The organism is Ruegeria sp. H6 (genome assembly GCF_056532975.1).
The window spans coordinates 1-16,009 of the sequence record NZ_JBQFOA010000016.1 but is presented as its reverse complement, the minus strand read 5'-3'; the positions used below and the strand labels follow the sequence as shown (position 1 = coordinate 16,009).

The following is a 16,009-nucleotide window of genomic DNA, read 5'->3' as shown; positions in this document are numbered from 1 at the left end:
GGGCACTTAGGACAGGCGCAACAGGTTTACGCGATCAGCGGTGGTTTTCGGACCCTGTGGCCTGCGGGGTGTAGATTGTGAACAGCTCTTTTGGTTCGGGAACACCGCGCAGCATATAGCGCCCGACCGAGATCAGTTCTTGCTCACATGGCTGAGCTGCGCGGGTCACATCGTCTGAGATCAGGATCCTTTGCCCCAAGGACCGGTGCATTCCGGCGATCCGGGCCGTCTGGTTTACCGTCGGGCCGATCACGGTAAAGTCCAGCCGGTTTTCCGCACCAATATTGCCATAAAGAATTTCGCCCGCATGCAGCGCGAGGGTATAGTTGGCCACGGGCAGCCCCTCGGCCGCGCGCCGCGCCTTCAAGTCATCCATACGCTCTTGCAACAAAGGCACGGAAGACAATGCGGCACGGGCGTCTTCATCAATTTCACCGACATCGAACATGGCCATCAGACCATCGCCCATGAACTTCAGAATGTTGCCGCCGCAATCGTGAACGACGCCGACTGCCACAGCCAGATAGTCATTCAGCATGTCGATGATTTCGGTTCCCGGCAGATCCTCGGACAAGGTTGTGAACCCTTCCAGATCGAAATTCCAGATGACAGCATCGATCTGCTGCAACGAGCCACGTCGAATCTCGCCCGACAAAACGCGTTGACCGGCATCGCGGCCCAAATACACGCGCATCAAATCCCGGGCGACATTCGCATTGGTGGCAGATTTCAGCGCCAACCCCAGATGCGGCAGAGAGGAATTGATCACTGTCATATGATCGTCGTCGAAGCCGTCCGGCGCGTTGCTGGTCCAGGATACAAGCACCCCGTCCACCGCTTTTTTCGTACCCGATTGACCGACATTGGTCGGCGCATCAAATCTTAAGCCGGTCGCGTAATAGTCGGTTGCGCCATTTTCGCGCAACTCGTTGAGCAGGGGGAACCGGCTGGGCTCATTGCTGTCGACAAGCCGTTCGTGAATGTAGTCGAGATCTTCATCAAGAATGGCAAAAAGCGGGCTTTGCGTCCACACGTCGCTGGGCGTATCGGTGTATTCAAAGGTCTCGTATTCGCCGCCCTTTTCCTGATACCAACTATACCCTGTTCCGCCGATTACAGGATGCAGGGCAGCCTGAGCTGCATGAAACCGCATAAGCGGAATGCCTATTTCGATCAGATGTTTGCAATAACCGTCCAGAAGTTCTTCTTTACCCATACCCTCAAGGCCGCTGGTCGTCAGCCAATCAATAAGCGCATCGGGTCGTGCCGCGTGGGGTGCCGGGGCTGCCATTTCACGTTCCTATGTCCTTGATGCTGATCATCTGGGCATGTCTGGCTTAGAATTCTAGCCCAAACCGGCCAGCCTGCGCAGCATATTTCGCAAAAGGTCCGCCTCGGCCCGCGAAAACGCGCTGGTCAGCTTGGCATCATAGTCCTTGGCGATATCACGCAACTCGCAAAAGGCGGTCAAGCCTGATTGGGTCAGCACCAGATGTTCGACCCGCCTGTCAGCTTCGTCTTTTGTCCGCTTCAGAAAGCGGCGTTGTTCCAGCCGATGGACCGCGCGGCTGATTTTGGTTTTGTGAATCCGGGCGCGCAGCCCGATATCGCGTGCGGTCATCTCGCCGTAGGTGCCCAGATGAAACAATACCCGCCATTCCGTCCGCAACATGCCATAGCGATCTTTGTAGGCGCGCTGAAACTCTAACGAGCTTTCCTCGGCTGCACGGTTCAGCAGGAAGGGCAGGAAATCCTGCGGCTGAAATTCATCTTTTTTTGCATCATTGCCTTGGTTCATGCTTGTTAGTTACAAAATCAACTATTATCCGACAAGCAGTATTCGGAGAATTGACCCATGAATCGACAGATTGATCCGCGCGACATGATCCAAGCCGACACCCCGGTCGGGACGCATCCCGGCTATATGCCCGGCTTTGGAAACGACTTCGAAACCGAAGCTCTGCCCGGCGCGCTGCCGCAAGGCATGAACAGCCCGCAGAAGTGCAACTATGGCCTTTATGGCGAACAGCTCAGCGGCACCGCCTTTACCGCGCCCCAGCCCGAGCGCACGTGGTGCTATCGCATTCGCCCCTCGGTCAAGCATTCTCATCGTTACGAAAAGATCGATCTGCCCTATTGGAAATCGGCGCCCTGCGTCGATCCGGATGTGATCAGCCTTGGCCAATACCGGTGGGATGCAATTGACCACACGGACCAGAACCTGAACTGGCTGACCGGCATGCGTACCATGACCACGGCGGGCGATGTAAACACTCAGGTCGGCATGGCGACGCATGTGTATCTGGTGACGGAATCCATGGTCGACGACTATTTCTTCTCGGCCGATTCCGAATTGCTGGTGGTCCCACAGGAAGGGCGTCTGAGATTTGCGACCGAGCTGGGCATCATCGACATTGAACCAAAAGAGATCGCAATCCTGCCGCGTGGTCTGGTGTATCGCGTCGAAGTGCTGGAAGGCCCCGCCCGCGGCTTTGTCTGCGAAAACTATGGGCAAAAGTTCGAATTGCCCGGTCGCGGCCCGATTGGCGCCAACTGCATGGCCAACCCGCGCGATTTCAAGGCGCCAGTGGCGGCGTTTGAAGACCGCGAAGTGCCCTCGACCGTGACGGTTAAGTGGTGTGGGCAGTTCCACACAACCAAGATCGGCCAAAGCCCGTTGGATGTGGTGGCGTGGCACGGAAACTATGCACCCTACAAATACGATCTGCGCAATTATTGCCCAGTTGGGGCCATCTTGTTCGACCACCCCGACCCATCGATCTTTACCGTTCTGACCGCGCCCTCGGGTCAGCCGGGCACGGCCAATATCGACTTTGTCCTGTTCCGTGAACGTTGGATGGTGATGGAAGACACGTTCCGCCCGCCATGGTACCACAAGAACATCATGTCCGAGCTGATGGGGAATATCTACGGCCAGTATGACGCCAAACCGCAGGGCTTTGTCCCGGGCGGCATCAGCCTGCACAACATGATGTTGCCACACGGCCCCGACAAAGACGCGTTTGAGAAAGCCTCAAACTCGAACCTGGGGCCGGACAAGCTGGACAACACCATGTCGTTCATGTTCGAAACGCGGTTCCCGCAGCATCTGACGCCCTTTGCCGCTACTGAGGCGCCCCTGCAGGATGATTACATCGACTGCTGGACATCGCTGGACAAAAAGTTCGACGGGACGCCGGGCAAGAAATGAGTTTTGACATCTGGATCACCTATGTGGCGACCGTCCTGCTGCTGATGAGCACGCCGGGACCCAGTCAAATGCTGATGCTGTCAAACTCGGCGGCAAACGGGCTGGGGCGCGGGTTGTTTACCGCAGCGGGCGATCTGACGGCCAACCTGCTGCAAATGCTGGCCGCTGGGCTTGGCCTGGCTGCGGTGATTGCAACCTCTGCCACAGCACTTGCGACCATCAAATGGCTGGGCGTGGCCTATCTGGTGTTTCTTGGACTGCGATCAATCCTGATGGCCAAACGCACCGCCGCCGCGGATGCGGCGCGTGCCAGCCGCAAGGCGCTGTGGATGCAAGGGTTCATCACCTCTGCCGCCAATCCCAAGGCTGTTGTGTTCTTTGCCGCGCTCTTTCCGCTTTTCATTAACGGCGCCCTACCTTTCTGGCCACAATTCGCGATCCTGTCCGCCACATACTTGATCATCGACGGGTTGTTTCTGACTGCCTATGGCAGCAGTGCAAGCTGGCTGGCGAAACGCCTGAAAGGGTCTGCGCACCTCTGGCTGGATCGGGCCGGGGGTGGCTTCATGATCTTTGCGGCCATATTGCTGGGCCTCAAATCGCTGCGCGAAACACCGTAACAGACAGATCTGCGCCTAACGTCAGACACATAAGGACAAACAATGCCTCTCAAGACCTCCTGGGTGACTTCAGCCAATGACGCGGATCACCCGTTTCCATTGAATAACCTGCCCTACGGCGTCTTTTCCACCCAAGGGTCGGACCCGCGCTGTGGCGTCGCCATCGGCGATATGATCCTTGACGTGACCACGGCTGAGGCCGAGGGCCTGATCACCTTGGGTGACGAACCCCTGTTTGACCTGCCCTTTTGGAACCCGCTGATGGAGGAAGGCCCCGCCGTCTGGGCCGCCTTGCGCGACCGCCTGACCACCCTGCTGGCCGAAGCCTCGGAAGAACGGGCAAGTGTCGAACCGCTGCTGGTGCCACAACAAGAGGCCGAGATGCATCTGCCGTTCGCCGTCAGCGAATACACCGACTTCTACGCAGGCCGAAACCACGCCCAGAACGTGGGCACCATGTTCCGAGGCCCGGAGAATGCATTGCCGCCCAATTGGTTGCACATCCCCATCGGCTATAACGGCCGCGCCTCATCGGTGGTTGTGTCGGGTACCGTCATACGCCGCCCCTGGGGTCAGCTAAAATCGCCCGATCACGACAGACCCGCCTTTCTGCCCAGTCGCCGTTTCGACATCGAGCTTGAGATGGGCGCGATTGTCGGCACCCACTCGGACGGCCCGATCTCGGTGCAGGAAGCAGATGACAACATCTTTGGCTACGTGCTGCTAAACGATTGGTCGGCGCGCGATATCCAGGCCTGGGAATACCAGCCCTTGGGCCCGTTTCAGGCCAAAGCGACCGCTACCTCGATCAGCCCGTGGATTGTCACCAAAGCCGCGCTGGAACCGTTTCGTTGCGACACACCGGCGCGCGAGTTCGAGCTGCTGGATCACCTGAAGGATTGCGGCCCGATGCTCTATGACATCGACCTGCAGGTTACCATGGCACCCGAAGGCCAGCCCGAAACCGTTATCGCGCGGACCAATTACAACCAGATGTATTACTCCGCCGCCCAGCAACTGGCGCATCACACCACATCTGGCTGTCCGATGAACACCGGCGATCTGCTTGGGTCCGGCACCATCTCGGGTCCGACCAAGCCCCAACGCGGCTCGCTGTTGGAACTCAGCTGGGGCGGGAAAGAACCGCTGACGCTGGACACCGGCGAAACCCGCAGTTTCATCGAAGATGGCGACACGCTGACCCTGAAAGGCGCCGCCAAGGGTGATGGCTATGTCATCGGGTTCGGCGACTGCGTGGGAACCGTTCTTCCTGCCCACGAAAATCCGTTTGCGAGGGATTGAGTGCACACCGCGTTTGCATATTCAGAGCGCGCTCTGCCAATCCTTCACGGCTTCGATCGGGTGGAGGAGCATCAGAACGTTCAAGGTCAGGCCATCGCGGATCAGCGTGGTGGTCAGAACCTCGAACGCCAGCGCAATGGCGACCGTTGCCCAGATCGGAAGGCGGCGGGCCAGCCAAAAGCCCAGCATCATCGCACCGATATCCGCGACCGAGTTGACGACACTGTCGCCGTAGTAATCCAACGAGATCGTGACCGCGCGATAATGTTCGATCACAGCATCGGTGTTCTCGGAAATCTCCCACGCAACCTCGATCAGCGTGGCAATGAACAGCCGCCAACCCACCGCCAAGCGGCGCGCCACCAGCCAGAGAAGACCATAAAACAGAAAGCCGTGAATGATGTGGCTGGGCGTGTACCAGTCCGTCAGATGCTGCGAGCTTTCGGAACTGAACGTTTCACCATGCCACAGCTTGATGAAACCGCATTTGCAAATCGGCTCGCGCCCCATCCACAGCAGGATGACGGCACAGGCGATGACAACACAAGCAGTTGCCCAATAAGGCAAAAATCGACGTTCAAACATGCGGCGACAAGATCATCATGTCCGGTCGCTGTCCAGTAAGGAAATCAATGATATGGCCAAAGCATTCGCGTCCCAGGGGGACATGTCAGAAAAGAAAATCTCGTTCACCGAAGTGGGTGAAGGTCTTTACGCCTTCACCGCCGAGGGCGACCCGAACTCGGGCGTGATCATCGGCGATGACAGCGTCATGATCGTCGAGGCACAGGCGACCCCGCGCCTGGCCAACAAGGTGATCGAATGCGTGCGTTCGGTCACCGACAAGCCCATCACTCATGTGGCGCTGACCCATTACCACGCGGTGCGGGTTCTTGGCGCAAGCGCCTTCGGCGCACAGCAGATCCTGATGTCAGATATGGCGCGTGCCATGGTCGTGGAACGCGGGCAAGAGGACTGGGACAGTGAATTCCAACGCTTCCCACGCCTCTTTGAAGGGCACGAGAGCATCCCCGGCCTGACCTGGCCCACCACCACGTTCAGCGACACGATGACCGTGTATCTGGGCAATCGGCGGGTCGATTTGATGCATCTGGGCCGTGCCCATACGGCGGGCGATATCGTGATCCACGTACCGGACCAGAACGTCATGTTCACTGGCGATATCGTCGAATACCACTCGGCCTGCTACTGCGGCGACGGGCATTTCAGCGATTGGGGCGACACGCTGGACGAGATCAAGTGGTTCGAAGTTGATGCCATCGCTCCGGGCCGCGGAGACGCCCTGATCGGCAAGGACATGGTAAACGCCGCCATCGAAAACACGCGTGATTTTGTTGAAAGCACCTATCGCCCCGCGGCCAAAGTCGCTGCGCGTGGCGGCAGCCTGAAAGAGGCGTGGGATGCGGTTCGGGCCGAATGCGATCCGAAATTCGCCGACTACGCGATCTATGAACACTGCCTGCCCTTCAACGTTGCCCGCGCCTATGACGAGGCGCGCGGGATCGACACGCCTCGGATCTGGACCGCACAGCGCGATCTGGAGATGTGGGAGGCGCTGCAAAGCTGAGAATTCGCGGGCGGCATTGATCCAGATCGTGTCGCCCGCGCGAACATGATGCGATCATCGGCCCTGCCGTCCGCTCGGCCTGACCGCAGGCCATGGATCAACGGCATCACGCAGGATGTACGGGAGTATGCCCATGAACAAGATTTTCGAAATCCCGCTATATGCGTACAAACGCAGCCCGGACCAGAGCGCACCGGCGCCGGTGCGCCACAAGGTGATCGTGATTGGTGCCGGACCCATCGGTCTGGCTGCTGCCATTGACCTTGCGCAGCAAGGGATCGAGGTCGTGGTTCTGGACGAAAACGACAAGGTCAGCTTTGGCAGCCGTGCAATCTGTTTTGCCCAACGTACCCTCGAAATCGCCGACCGTCTGGGCGGCGGCCGCCCTATGGTCGACAAGGGGGTTCAGTGGAACCTCGGCAAGGTCTTTTTCGACGACCGTCAGGTCTATGAATTCAACCTGCAACCCGACACGGGCTATGCCAATCCCGCCTTTATCAACCTGCAGCAATATTACTTCGAGCAATATCTGGTGGATCGCGTCCGTGAACTGCAGGACCAGGGCGCGCCGATCGAAATACGCGGAAACAACAAGGTCGAAGCGATCGGCACCCATGACGATCACGTCAAGCTTGAGGTCGAAACCCCCGAAGGGTCCTATACCGTCGAAGCCGACTGGCTGATCGCATGTGACGGGGCCGGATCGCCAACGCGGCGCATGCTGGGCCTCGACTTTGTCGGACGTGTCTTTGAAGACAACTTCCTGATCGCCGATGTCGTGATGGATGCCGAATTCCCAACCGAGCGGTGGTTCTGGTTCGATCCCCCGTTCAACAGGGGTCAATCGGCTTTGTTGCACAAGCAACCCGACGGGGTCTGGCGCATCGACCTGCAGCTGGGATGGGATATTGATAAAGAGCGCGAAAAACGCCCCGAAAACGTGATCCCGCGCCTCAAGGCCATGCTGGGCGACGATGTTCAGTTCGACCTGGAATGGGTCAGCATCTACACGTTCCAATGCCGCCGGATGGAAAGCTTCCGCCATGGGCGCGTTCTCTTTGCTGGCGACAGCGCCCATCAGGTCAGCCCTTTTGGCGCGCGTGGGGCCAATTCCGGGATGCAGGACACAGACAATCTGTGCTGGAAACTCAAGCTGGTCCTGAACGGACAAGCGCCCGAGAGCCTGCTGGACAGCTACAATGTCGAACGTATTCACGGTGCGGACGAGAACATTCTGAATTCCAGCCGCTCGACTGATTTCATCACGCCGAAATCGCAAATGTCGCGGATCTTTCGCGACGCCGTTCTGGACCTCAGCGAGCAATACGAATTTGCGCGGCCCCTGGTCAATTCAGGCCGTCTGAGCGTGCCCTGCACCTATGACGGATCCCCATTGAATTCGGTCGATGCGCTGAACGGGCCAGAACGGACCCGTCCCGGCTCGGCCTGCCCGGACGCGCCATTGGGAGAGGGTTTCCTGCTGCCAAAACTGGCTGACCGGTTCACCCTGTTGACGATCGATGCAGACGCCCCGGATGAGATTGAGGTCGACGGCATAAAAGTCGAACGCCTGACCTTATCGGTGAAAGACGACCCGACGCTTGAGCTGAAGCGGCGTTACCTGGGCGATGCGACCAGCGCCGTTTACCTGATCCGACCCGACCAGCATGTTGCCGCCCGGCGCGACGTGTACGAAGAAAACGCATTCCGGCATGCGGTCCTTCGGGCCACCGGAAAGGAGACCACATGATGTCTGATCTGATCCTGACCCCCAACATTTCACAGGCCGATGATTTCTATGCCGAATTGCTTGAGGCCCATGAAGGTCTGGGGCAATCGGACAGCGACGCACTAAACGCGCGGCTGGTTCTGGTTCTGGCCAATCACATCGGGGACAATGCTGTGCTGAAACAGGCCATCCAGGCGGCCACGCTGTCTGCCAAATCCTAAGCAACGGCCGGTTGGGAGATTGCGGCATGACCGATGTGGTTCTTTACGACTATTGGCGCTCGTCCGCTTCATACCGCGTGCGGATTGCGCTCAACCTGGCGGGTATCGGCTATGACCAGGTGGTGATCAATCTGGTCGATGGAGATCACCGCGGCACAGATCACCTGGACCGCAACCCGCAAGGCCTTGTTCCGGTGCTAAAGATCGACGGCCATAGCATGACACAATCCCTGGCCATCATCGAATACCTGGATCAGACGCGCGGGCTGAACCTGCTGCCGGACCAGCCCGCAGAGCGGGCGGTTGCCCAAGCATTGGCGCAGAGCATCGCAATTGATCTTCATCCCGTGTGCAACCTTTCAGTCGCGCGTCATGCGACCGGGCTGTGCCATGGTGAAGGCGACATGCCGGGGGACTGGATGCGCCATTTCATCCGCCCTGGTCTTTTGGCGTTTGAATCGCTCTTGGGTCGGTTCGATCAGGCTCCTTATTGCACCGGTGGATCGGTCGGCCTCGCGGATCTGTGTCTGATCCCGCAGATGTATAATGCACGGCGCTGGCAGGTTGACCTGTCAGACCTACCGCGCGTTCTGGCCGTAGAGGAAGCGTGTGCGAACCACCCGGCCTTTGCCACCGCACATCCGGATGCGAACAACCCCCGATAGTTCCGCACAGAACCTGTGTGGGAATGCCGGAGTGATTTCCACCGGCGCGTCCCTATCCTGTTGATGACAGAATGAAAGGACGCCCCATGCCCGAGATCACCGGCTACCACGCGCATGTCTATTTTGATGCGCAAACGCAAGAGACAGCGCAGCATATCTGCGAAGAGGCCGCGCGGCTGTTTCCGGTCCAGATGGGTCGCATGCATGCACGCAATGTCGGTCCGCATCCCCGGTGGAGCTGCCAGCTCGGCTTTGCCACCGAAGCATTCGACAAGGTCATCCCGTGGCTGATGGTGAACCGTCAGGGCCTGACGATCTTTACCCACGCGGAAACGGGCGACCATCTTGCGGATCACCGGGATCACGCGATCTGGATGGGCGAACTGCTGGAGCTTGACCTGTCGATCTTTGATTGAACCGGCTTACGGGGCGAACCGCTGTCTTTGATGTCGCAACGGCCTGAGGTCTTGGAATTTCATAGCCATCGCTCGCAGGTTGCATCAAACCCGCAGGAATTGCGGGTTGAACAATGCGTATCCATGTTACACTGGAACTATTCTATGGGCTAAACTGGCCCTACTTCGCACGCGCCATTCGCGCTGATTTGGACCATCTGTTTCATAAGCGCAGAACTTCTTGATTCTAGCGCGCCCTATCCAGAAAGGACATGTCATGGACGGCACGTTCAACGAAAACGATCTTTCCCGCGTGGTCGAGGCAGACCGCGCCCATATCTGGCATCACCTGATCCAGCATAAACCGTTTGAGACCAACGACCCGCGTATCATTGTCGAAGGCAAAGGGATGCGCGTCTGGGATCAGAAGGGCAAGGAACATCTGGATGCCGTCTCGGGCGGGGTCTGGACGGTGAATGTGGGCTATGGCCGCGAATCCATCTGCAAGGCGGTTTATGACCAGCTGATGAAGCTATGCTATTTCGCCCAGTCCGCAGGCTCGATCCCGGGTTCGATCTTTGCCGAAAAGCTGATCGAGAAGATGCCGGGCATGAGCCGGGTTTACTACATGAATTCGGGCTCTGAGGCGAATGAGAAAGCCTTCAAGATGGTCCGCCAGATTGCCCACAAGAAATATGGCGGCAAGAAAACCAAGATCCTGTACCGCGACCGTGACTATCACGGCTCGACGTTGGCGGCGATGTCGGCAGGTGGTCAGGACGAGCGCAACGCGCAATATGGCCCCTTCGCGCCGGATTTCGTACGCGTGCCCCATTGCATGGAATACCGCAAGCACGAGTTGGACGGCGCACCCGAAGAAAACTTCGGCGAATGGGCCGCTGACCAGATCGAAGAGGTCATCCTGCGCGAAGGCCCCGACACTGTGGGCGCCCTGTGTCTTGAGCCGGTCACGGCAGGCGGTGGCGTCATTGAAGCGCCCGAGGGCTACTGGCAGCGTGTGCAGGAGATCTGCAAGAAATACGACATCCTGCTGCATATTGACGAGGTTGTCTGCGGCGTAGGTCGCACCGGTACATGGTTTGGCTATCAGCAATACGGCATCAAGCCGGACTTCGTGACTATGGCCAAAGGTGTCGCCTCGGGCTATGCGGCGATTGCTGTGCTGGTCACGACCGAAGAGATCTTTGATATGTTCAAAGACAATGCCGAAGATCCGATGAACTATTTCCGCGATATCTCGACCTTTGGCGGCTGCACCGCCGGTCCGGCAGCGGCAATCGAGAACATGCGCATCATCGAGGACGAGAACCTGCTGCAAAACTGCACCGACATGGGCGCCCGCATGATGGGCAACCTGCAGGGCTTGATGGAAAAGCACAAGGTCATTGGCGACGTGCGCGGCAAGGGTCTGTTCTTGGGCGCGGAACTGGTCGCAGATCGCGCGACCCGCGAGCCAGTGAACGAGAAGATGGCGCAGGCTGTGGTAGCCGATTGCATGGCGCAGGGGGTGATCATCGGTGTCACCAACCGTTCGGTGCCCGGCAAGAACAATACGTTGTGCTTCTCGCCTGCCCTGATCGCGACACCGGATGACATCGACCAGATCACCGATGCGGTAGATGGGGCGCTGGGACGCGTCTTTGGCTGACGTCACAAACCTCTGAAAACAAAAAACCCTGCGGCAGGAAATTGCCGCAGGGTTTTTTCATGTCTTGGTCCAGGGAAAGGCCCGGTTCGAAAACCGGGCCTACCTGTTTCCGGATCAGCTGCGACCTTTCCAGGGCACCAGCCAGTTCTCGGCCTTGCGCATCAGAATGTCGATGCCATACCCGATCACACCAATCAGCACGATCCCCATGATCACGATATCCGTCAGCTGGAACTTGGACGCTGCGATGATCATCATCCCCGCACCCTTCTGCGCGGCAACAAGCTCTGCCGCCACAACCGTGCCCCAGCAAACACCCATCGCGACACGCGCGCCGGTGAAGATTTCAGGCAGCGAGTTTGGAACGATCACGTAACGCATAATCTGCCACTTGGACGCGCCAAGCGAATAGGCCGCATGAATTTTCGAGATATTCACTCCCGACACACCCGCGCGTGCAGCAATGGTCATGATCCAGAGCGCAGCCAGGAACAGCAGAACGATCTTGCCTGTTTCCCAGATACCAAACCAGATGATGACCAGCGGGATCAACGCCAGCGGGGGAACAGGGCGCATGAATTCCACGATTGGATCAAACCAACCCCGGAACCACCCCGAAAGACCCATGGCATAGCCAAGCGGAATGCCGACCAGCGCACCGGCAATGAAACCGGCAATCACGCGCAACAAAGACCACCCAAGGTGCTGCCAGAGTGAAAAGTTCTGATACCCCTCGCTGGCGATTTCAAAAAAGCGCGCGACGACGGTTTCAGGGGCCGGCAGCCAGATTGGATTCATCTGCAAACCCTGTGCCGGCGTGAAACTGATCGCACCCTTTCCGGTCAGCGCCACGACGCCATCGCCCACATCAACTTCGGTATCCGGGCCGATAGGTGAGCCGTTGATCGCGACAATCTTTGCCCCGTCCTTGCGGGTTACTTCGTCATTCTTGTCAAACAGAATGGTAGAAGACCGACCGCTGGGTGCGGCGAAAGCCACGTTCTTGGCGAAACCGTCACCGCCATCAACCTCAAAGCTCTCAGCCTCTTCCCCGAACGGCGGCACGCGTACAAAGACAGTGGCATCGTCGGTGTTGCCGTCTGTGTCTTCCACCGTATAGGTAAATTCCATATCCCCAACAAATGGGCCGGGCACATGGATCGGCAGCAGTTTTGAACCGGTAAACGCAGCCCAGATGATGAAAATGACGAGGATTGAGATGATCGAAGCCGTTCGATCTGCGGTCACGGCACTTTCGTCACCGAAGGTCACGGTTTTGAGGCTGGTAAAGTCCTGCCGGTTTTGCAGACCTTTACGCATGAAGTTCACAATCAGAAACGCGCCGCCGAACAAGCCGACGTAAAAAAGAAGTACCATCATGATGCTTGCTCCGTCCGGCCCATGATTTCTTCTTCCATTTCCCAAATCATCGACAGGATTTCGTCTCGGGTTTCGGCAAAGCCTTCGGACTTTTTCACGTCACGAAGATCGGCATTCACGCCGCGTTCAGCAAAGGGCAGGTTGTATTCCTTGTGAATACGGCCGGGGCGTGGGGCCATGACGATCAGGCGTTCACCCAAAAGCAACGCCTCTTCCACCGAGTGCGTGATCAGGATGATCGTTTTGCCGGTTTCTTTCCAAAGCTTCAGAACCAGGCCCTGCATCTTTTCACGGGTCAGCGCGTCCAGCGCGCCAAGCGGTTCGTCCATCAGGATTACGTCGGGCTCGTTGGCCAGACACCGGGCCAGGGCCACACGCTGCTGCATACCCCCCGACAGTTCATAAACCGCCTTTTCCTTGAAGTCCTGCAGGCCCACGACCTCAAGCAGATGGTCCGAGATCTTGTCTCGTTCCTGTTTGGGCATTCCCTTCATGCGTGGACCAAAATCCACGTTTTCGCGCACATTCATCCACTCGAACAGGGCGCCTTTCTGAAACACCATCCCGCGTTCCGCGTCAGGGCCATCCACGATATGCCCGTTCAATTCAATGCGTCCAGACGTCGGAGCGAGAAAGCCTGCAACAATATTGAGCAGAGTTGTCTTGCCACACCCAGAGGGGCCAAGGACCGATACAAGTTCGCCTTCTTTCAAACTGAGCGATACGTCCTGAAGTGCCTGCACAGAAGTGCCGTTAGGTAAGTCAAAACGCATGGACAGATCGATAATGTCCATTTCGGGCATTCTGTTTCCTTCCTGCTGTTATGTCTGAGGGCCAGCCCGCACCCGAGCCGGCCCCCAGAAACGTCGTTTTTGTGGTTTAGTTAGATGTTGACGCCAGAGGCGCCGAATTCACAACGCCTTCGTAGGAATCCAGTGCCGAATCGATGCTGCCGGCCTCCACAAAGACGTTGGCCACGCCTTTCATGAAGTTTTGTGCCCCACCACCAAGCCACTTCTCGGACAGCTGTTCGTCCGTGGATGGGAAGCTGAAGGTCGAAATGGTCGCTTCGGCATCTGCAACGTCCATGCCCGCATCTTTCGCGATCACCGCGATCATCTCATCCTTGTTTTCGCCAGCGTTCCACTGCGCATTGGCGTCGGCAGTCACCTTCAGGAACTTCGACAGCAATTCGGGCTGTTCTTCGATAAACGAGGACGGTGCGCTGGTGACGTCGAAGACCAGAATGCCCAGTTCTTCTTTTTCCGCACCGGTCAAAAGAACGTTGCCATGTTCGGTCATGCGACGCAGCGCGCCACCCCAGCCACATACCATGTCCAGGTTACCCTGGGCAAAGGCCGCAGCACCGTCAGCAGGTGCCATATCGACAATTTCCATCGAGCTGAGATCAACACCAAAATGGTTCATCTGAGACAGGAAACCATAATGCGCAGCGGTTCCGATCGGAACACCGACCTTCTTGCCGTTCAGTTCACCGGCATTGCTCTTGTCAATTTCAAGTGCTTCGGCAACGACGCAGTTGTCATTTTCCGAATAGCTCACCGCAACATCCACGGCCTGGAGGTCCTGACCCGCCGAAGTGGTCACGACGAAAGGCGGTACACCTTGGCTGACAGCGATCTGAACATCGCCCGATGCCATTGCGGCGGACATTGCCGTACCGGTGTCGAAGGACACCCAGTTGATCTTAACGCCCATCTCGTCTTCATAAGTGCCGTTTGCCTTGGCATACTGGAAGGGCATTGGCCATTCCAGGAAGTAGGCGACAGTGATTTCTTCCTGCGCAGATGCCTGGGTCGCTGCCAATGCCGCGATGCCGGCGCAGACGGTCGTAAGCAAGTGTTTTCTGATCATGATTGGTATTTTCTCCCTGCTGGTTCTGAGTATCCGATTTCTGCTTGATCTTCGGACTAAGGAACAGTGCCAAAACCTTAATCCGAGGGACAACAAACTGGGACTCAAAAAATGTGTTGCTAAAAATGCGAAACTTTGTTTCGGTTTTCTAGTAAAGTCTGCACGTATTTGGAGCATTCCCGTGGCCAGAAAATCGCTAAGCCTAAGATGGCTTGAGGTTTTTCAACTGATTTCCAAACTCGGCTCGGTTCAGAAAGTCGCCGCGGAAACCGGTTTGTCGATTAGTACCGTTTCCAACCACATCCGCAGCCTCGAAACTGCCTTGGGCGTCGCGCTTGTGGATCATGGGCGCAGACCCATGGGGCTAACGCCAGCAGGCACGGTTTTTGCACGCCATGTGTATGAGGGAATGACCGCTTTGAAACGCGGCGAGGCAGAGATTCGGTCCGGCAGTTGGCAGCACGCGACCGATCTGAGGCTGGCTCTGATCGACGATTTGGACAACGAAGTCGCTCCAGAACTTGTAAGCTTCCTCTCTGCATCGCTGCCACGATGCAACTTTCGCCACTATGCTCGGCCAAGCCACGAGATCATCGAAAAACTCCAGGCGAACCAACTGGATGCGGGAATCGCAACCCGACCAGCTGGTAATGTCGAAGGCTTGATCGAATACCCGTTGATGCGGGATCCCTACATCGTAATTCTGCCTCCGAAGTTCGATGGCACAATCGAGGATCTGATCAACGGCAGAAATCGTCTGCCCTTCTTGCGCTATTCACGCGATCACACCATCGGCAAGCTCATCGAAATTCAGCTAACCCGCAGCAAGATCAGCCTGCCCAACCGATTCGAGCTGGAATGCAATCAATCGATCATCGGGCTTGTGGCCGATAACAGCGGCTGGGCGATCACGACCGCAGCCAGCTATCATCGTGCGCGCAGATATCACGACAAAACACAGGTCAGACCTTTTCCACGCAAAAGCTTTGCCCGCACGGTGTCGCTGTTTACCAGCAACGTCTACCCGACTTCGACTTCTGAGTTGATCCATAAAACGACACGAAATCTGCTGTCAGAGTACTTTATCGAGCCTATGGTTTCGCGTTTTGAATGGCTCAGGCCAGAGTTTCGAAAGCTCCCGTCCGCACCCGCACGCACAGAAACCTGACGAGTGTGGCCGTGCAAACCCTGTTGCTGCCGCGGTTTGATTGTTAGGCGAACAGTCCAGTGGACTGTTTGTAGATCGAACGGGTTGTTTGGAATTTGGTTGCGGGAGTAGGATTTGAACCTACGACCTTCAGGTTATGAGCCTGACGAGCTACCGGGCTGCTCCATCCCGCGACAGTTTTTGTGA

General features: G+C 57.4%; 16 protein-coding genes and 1 tRNA gene. 10 read left to right on the top strand and 7 right to left on the bottom strand.

Annotated features, from left to right (window positions below; all coding sequences use genetic code 11):
- Positions 1-34 precede the first annotated feature (34 nt).
- Complete coding sequence (locus tag ACR0AG_RS19870; RefSeq protein WP_480842012.1) at positions 35-1,291, bottom strand: adenylate/guanylate cyclase domain-containing protein; 1,257 nt, start codon at positions 1,289-1,291, stop codon at positions 35-37.
- Positions 1,292-1,345: 54 nt separating this feature from the next.
- A complete protein-coding gene (locus tag ACR0AG_RS19865; RefSeq protein WP_480842010.1) occupies positions 1,346-1,798 on the bottom strand; it encodes a MarR family winged helix-turn-helix transcriptional regulator in 453 nt (150 codons plus the stop codon).
- A gap of 57 nt (positions 1,799-1,855) precedes the next feature.
- Here ACR0AG_RS19865 and hmgA point away from each other — a divergent pair, with 57 nt between their 5' ends.
- From hmgA to fahA, 3 genes are read left to right on the top strand one after another with little or no spacing between them, the layout of a single operon-like run.
- Positions 1,856-3,211, top strand: a complete 1,356-nt coding sequence (gene hmgA / locus ACR0AG_RS19860; RefSeq protein ID WP_480842008.1) for a homogentisate 1,2-dioxygenase — start codon at positions 1,856-1,858, stop codon at positions 3,209-3,211.
- Positions 3,208-3,831: a LysE family translocator gene (locus ACR0AG_RS19855; RefSeq protein ID WP_480842006.1), complete on the top strand. Its 624-nt coding sequence runs from the start codon at positions 3,208-3,210 to the stop codon at positions 3,829-3,831. The genes hmgA and ACR0AG_RS19855 overlap by 4 nt, the downstream gene beginning before the upstream one ends.
- Positions 3,832-3,873: 42 nt before the next feature.
- Positions 3,874-5,133: a fumarylacetoacetase gene (gene fahA / locus ACR0AG_RS19850; RefSeq protein WP_480842004.1), complete on the top strand. Its 1,260-nt coding sequence runs from the start codon at positions 3,874-3,876 to the stop codon at positions 5,131-5,133.
- 21 nt (positions 5,134-5,154) lie between these two features.
- Here fahA and ACR0AG_RS19845 read toward each other — a convergent pair whose 3' ends face one another.
- The gene (locus ACR0AG_RS19845) at positions 5,155-5,718 is read right to left on the bottom strand and encodes a DUF2585 domain-containing protein (RefSeq protein ID WP_480842002.1); all 564 of its coding nucleotides are present in this window, start codon (positions 5,716-5,718) and stop codon (positions 5,155-5,157) included.
- 52 nt (positions 5,719-5,770) lie between these two features.
- Between ACR0AG_RS19845 and ACR0AG_RS19840 the strand changes: the two genes are divergently transcribed.
- The 6 genes from ACR0AG_RS19840 (at position 5,771) to ACR0AG_RS19815 (ending at position 11,400) form a co-directional block, all read left to right on the top strand.
- Entirely contained in the window at positions 5,771-6,721 is a 951-nt protein-coding gene (locus tag ACR0AG_RS19840; protein WP_480841999.1) for an MBL fold metallo-hydrolase, read from the top strand.
- Between the two features lie 133 nt (positions 6,722-6,854).
- Positions 6,855-8,471: an FAD-dependent oxidoreductase gene (locus ACR0AG_RS19835; protein ID WP_480841997.1), complete on the top strand. Its 1,617-nt coding sequence runs from the start codon at positions 6,855-6,857 to the stop codon at positions 8,469-8,471.
- Entirely contained in the window at positions 8,471-8,671 is a 201-nt protein-coding gene (locus ACR0AG_RS19830) for a DUF2783 domain-containing protein (RefSeq protein ID WP_480841995.1), read from the top strand. The genes ACR0AG_RS19835 and ACR0AG_RS19830 overlap by 1 nt, the downstream gene beginning before the upstream one ends.
- A gap of 26 nt (positions 8,672-8,697) precedes the next feature.
- A complete protein-coding gene (gene maiA / locus ACR0AG_RS19825; RefSeq protein WP_480841993.1) occupies positions 8,698-9,336 on the top strand; it encodes a maleylacetoacetate isomerase in 639 nt (212 codons plus the stop codon).
- A 71-nt stretch (positions 9,337-9,407) separates the two neighbouring features.
- A complete protein-coding gene (locus ACR0AG_RS19820) occupies positions 9,408-9,752 on the top strand; it encodes a DOPA 4,5-dioxygenase family protein (RefSeq protein ID WP_480841991.1) in 345 nt (114 codons plus the stop codon).
- Between the two features lie 256 nt (positions 9,753-10,008).
- Positions 10,009-11,400 (top strand): aminotransferase family protein, encoded by a 1,392-nt coding sequence (locus ACR0AG_RS19815; protein ID WP_480841989.1) that lies wholly within the window; start codon positions 10,009-10,011, stop codon positions 11,398-11,400.
- Between the two features lie 114 nt (positions 11,401-11,514).
- Here ACR0AG_RS19815 and ACR0AG_RS19810 read toward each other — a convergent pair whose 3' ends face one another.
- From ACR0AG_RS19810 to ACR0AG_RS19800, 3 genes are all read right to left on the bottom strand, one after another.
- A complete protein-coding gene (locus ACR0AG_RS19810) occupies positions 11,515-12,780 on the bottom strand; it encodes an ABC transporter permease (RefSeq protein WP_480841987.1) in 1,266 nt (421 codons plus the stop codon).
- The gene (locus ACR0AG_RS19805) at positions 12,777-13,583 is read right to left on the bottom strand and encodes a taurine ABC transporter ATP-binding protein (protein WP_480841985.1); all 807 of its coding nucleotides are present in this window, start codon (positions 13,581-13,583) and stop codon (positions 12,777-12,779) included. Before ACR0AG_RS19805 ends, ACR0AG_RS19810 begins: the two co-directional genes overlap by 4 nt.
- Positions 13,584-13,659: 76 nt before the next feature.
- Entirely contained in the window at positions 13,660-14,655 is a 996-nt protein-coding gene (locus ACR0AG_RS19800; RefSeq protein WP_480841983.1) for a taurine ABC transporter substrate-binding protein, read from the bottom strand.
- On the opposite strand from ACR0AG_RS19800, the gene ACR0AG_RS19795 reads away from it, so the two are divergent.
- Positions 14,654-15,823, top strand: coding sequence for a LysR family transcriptional regulator (locus tag ACR0AG_RS19795; RefSeq protein WP_480841981.1), 1,170 nt, complete (start codon positions 14,654-14,656; stop codon positions 15,821-15,823). The genes ACR0AG_RS19800 and ACR0AG_RS19795 overlap by 2 nt on opposite strands.
- Before the next feature lie 96 nt (positions 15,824-15,919).
- On the opposite strand, the gene ACR0AG_RS19790 is transcribed toward ACR0AG_RS19795, so the two are convergent.
- A tRNA-Met gene (locus ACR0AG_RS19790) sits at positions 15,920-15,996 on the bottom strand.
- Positions 15,997-16,009 lie beyond the last annotated feature (13 nt).

Coding starts and splice junctions, on each gene's coding strand:
- ACR0AG_RS19870 (WP_480842012.1), bottom strand. CDS start 1,291: ATGGCAGCCCCGGCACCCCACGCGGCACGACCCGATGCGCTTATTGAT.
- ACR0AG_RS19865 (WP_480842010.1), bottom strand. CDS start 1,798: ATGAACCAAGGCAATGATGCAAAAAAAGATGAATTTCAGCCGCAGGAT.
- hmgA (WP_480842008.1), top strand. CDS start 1,856: ATGAATCGACAGATTGATCCGCGCGACATGATCCAAGCCGACACCCCG.
- ACR0AG_RS19855 (WP_480842006.1), top strand. CDS start 3,208: ATGAGTTTTGACATCTGGATCACCTATGTGGCGACCGTCCTGCTGCTG.
- fahA (WP_480842004.1), top strand. CDS start 3,874: ATGCCTCTCAAGACCTCCTGGGTGACTTCAGCCAATGACGCGGATCAC.
- ACR0AG_RS19845 (WP_480842002.1), bottom strand. CDS start 5,718: ATGTTTGAACGTCGATTTTTGCCTTATTGGGCAACTGCTTGTGTTGTC.
- ACR0AG_RS19840 (WP_480841999.1), top strand. CDS start 5,771: ATGGCCAAAGCATTCGCGTCCCAGGGGGACATGTCAGAAAAGAAAATC.
- ACR0AG_RS19835 (WP_480841997.1), top strand. CDS start 6,855: ATGAACAAGATTTTCGAAATCCCGCTATATGCGTACAAACGCAGCCCG.
- ACR0AG_RS19830 (WP_480841995.1), top strand. CDS start 8,471: ATGTCTGATCTGATCCTGACCCCCAACATTTCACAGGCCGATGATTTC.
- maiA (WP_480841993.1), top strand. CDS start 8,698: ATGACCGATGTGGTTCTTTACGACTATTGGCGCTCGTCCGCTTCATAC.
- ACR0AG_RS19820 (WP_480841991.1), top strand. CDS start 9,408: ATGAAAGGACGCCCCATGCCCGAGATCACCGGCTACCACGCGCATGTC.
- ACR0AG_RS19815 (WP_480841989.1), top strand. CDS start 10,009: ATGGACGGCACGTTCAACGAAAACGATCTTTCCCGCGTGGTCGAGGCA.
- ACR0AG_RS19810 (WP_480841987.1), bottom strand. CDS start 12,780: ATGATGGTACTTCTTTTTTACGTCGGCTTGTTCGGCGGCGCGTTTCTG.
- ACR0AG_RS19805 (WP_480841985.1), bottom strand. CDS start 13,583: ATGCCCGAAATGGACATTATCGATCTGTCCATGCGTTTTGACTTACCT.
- ACR0AG_RS19795 (WP_480841981.1), top strand. CDS start 14,654: ATGATTGGTATTTTCTCCCTGCTGGTTCTGAGTATCCGATTTCTGCTT.
- ACR0AG_RS19800 (WP_480841983.1), bottom strand. CDS start 14,655: ATGATCAGAAAACACTTGCTTACGACCGTCTGCGCCGGCATCGCGGCA.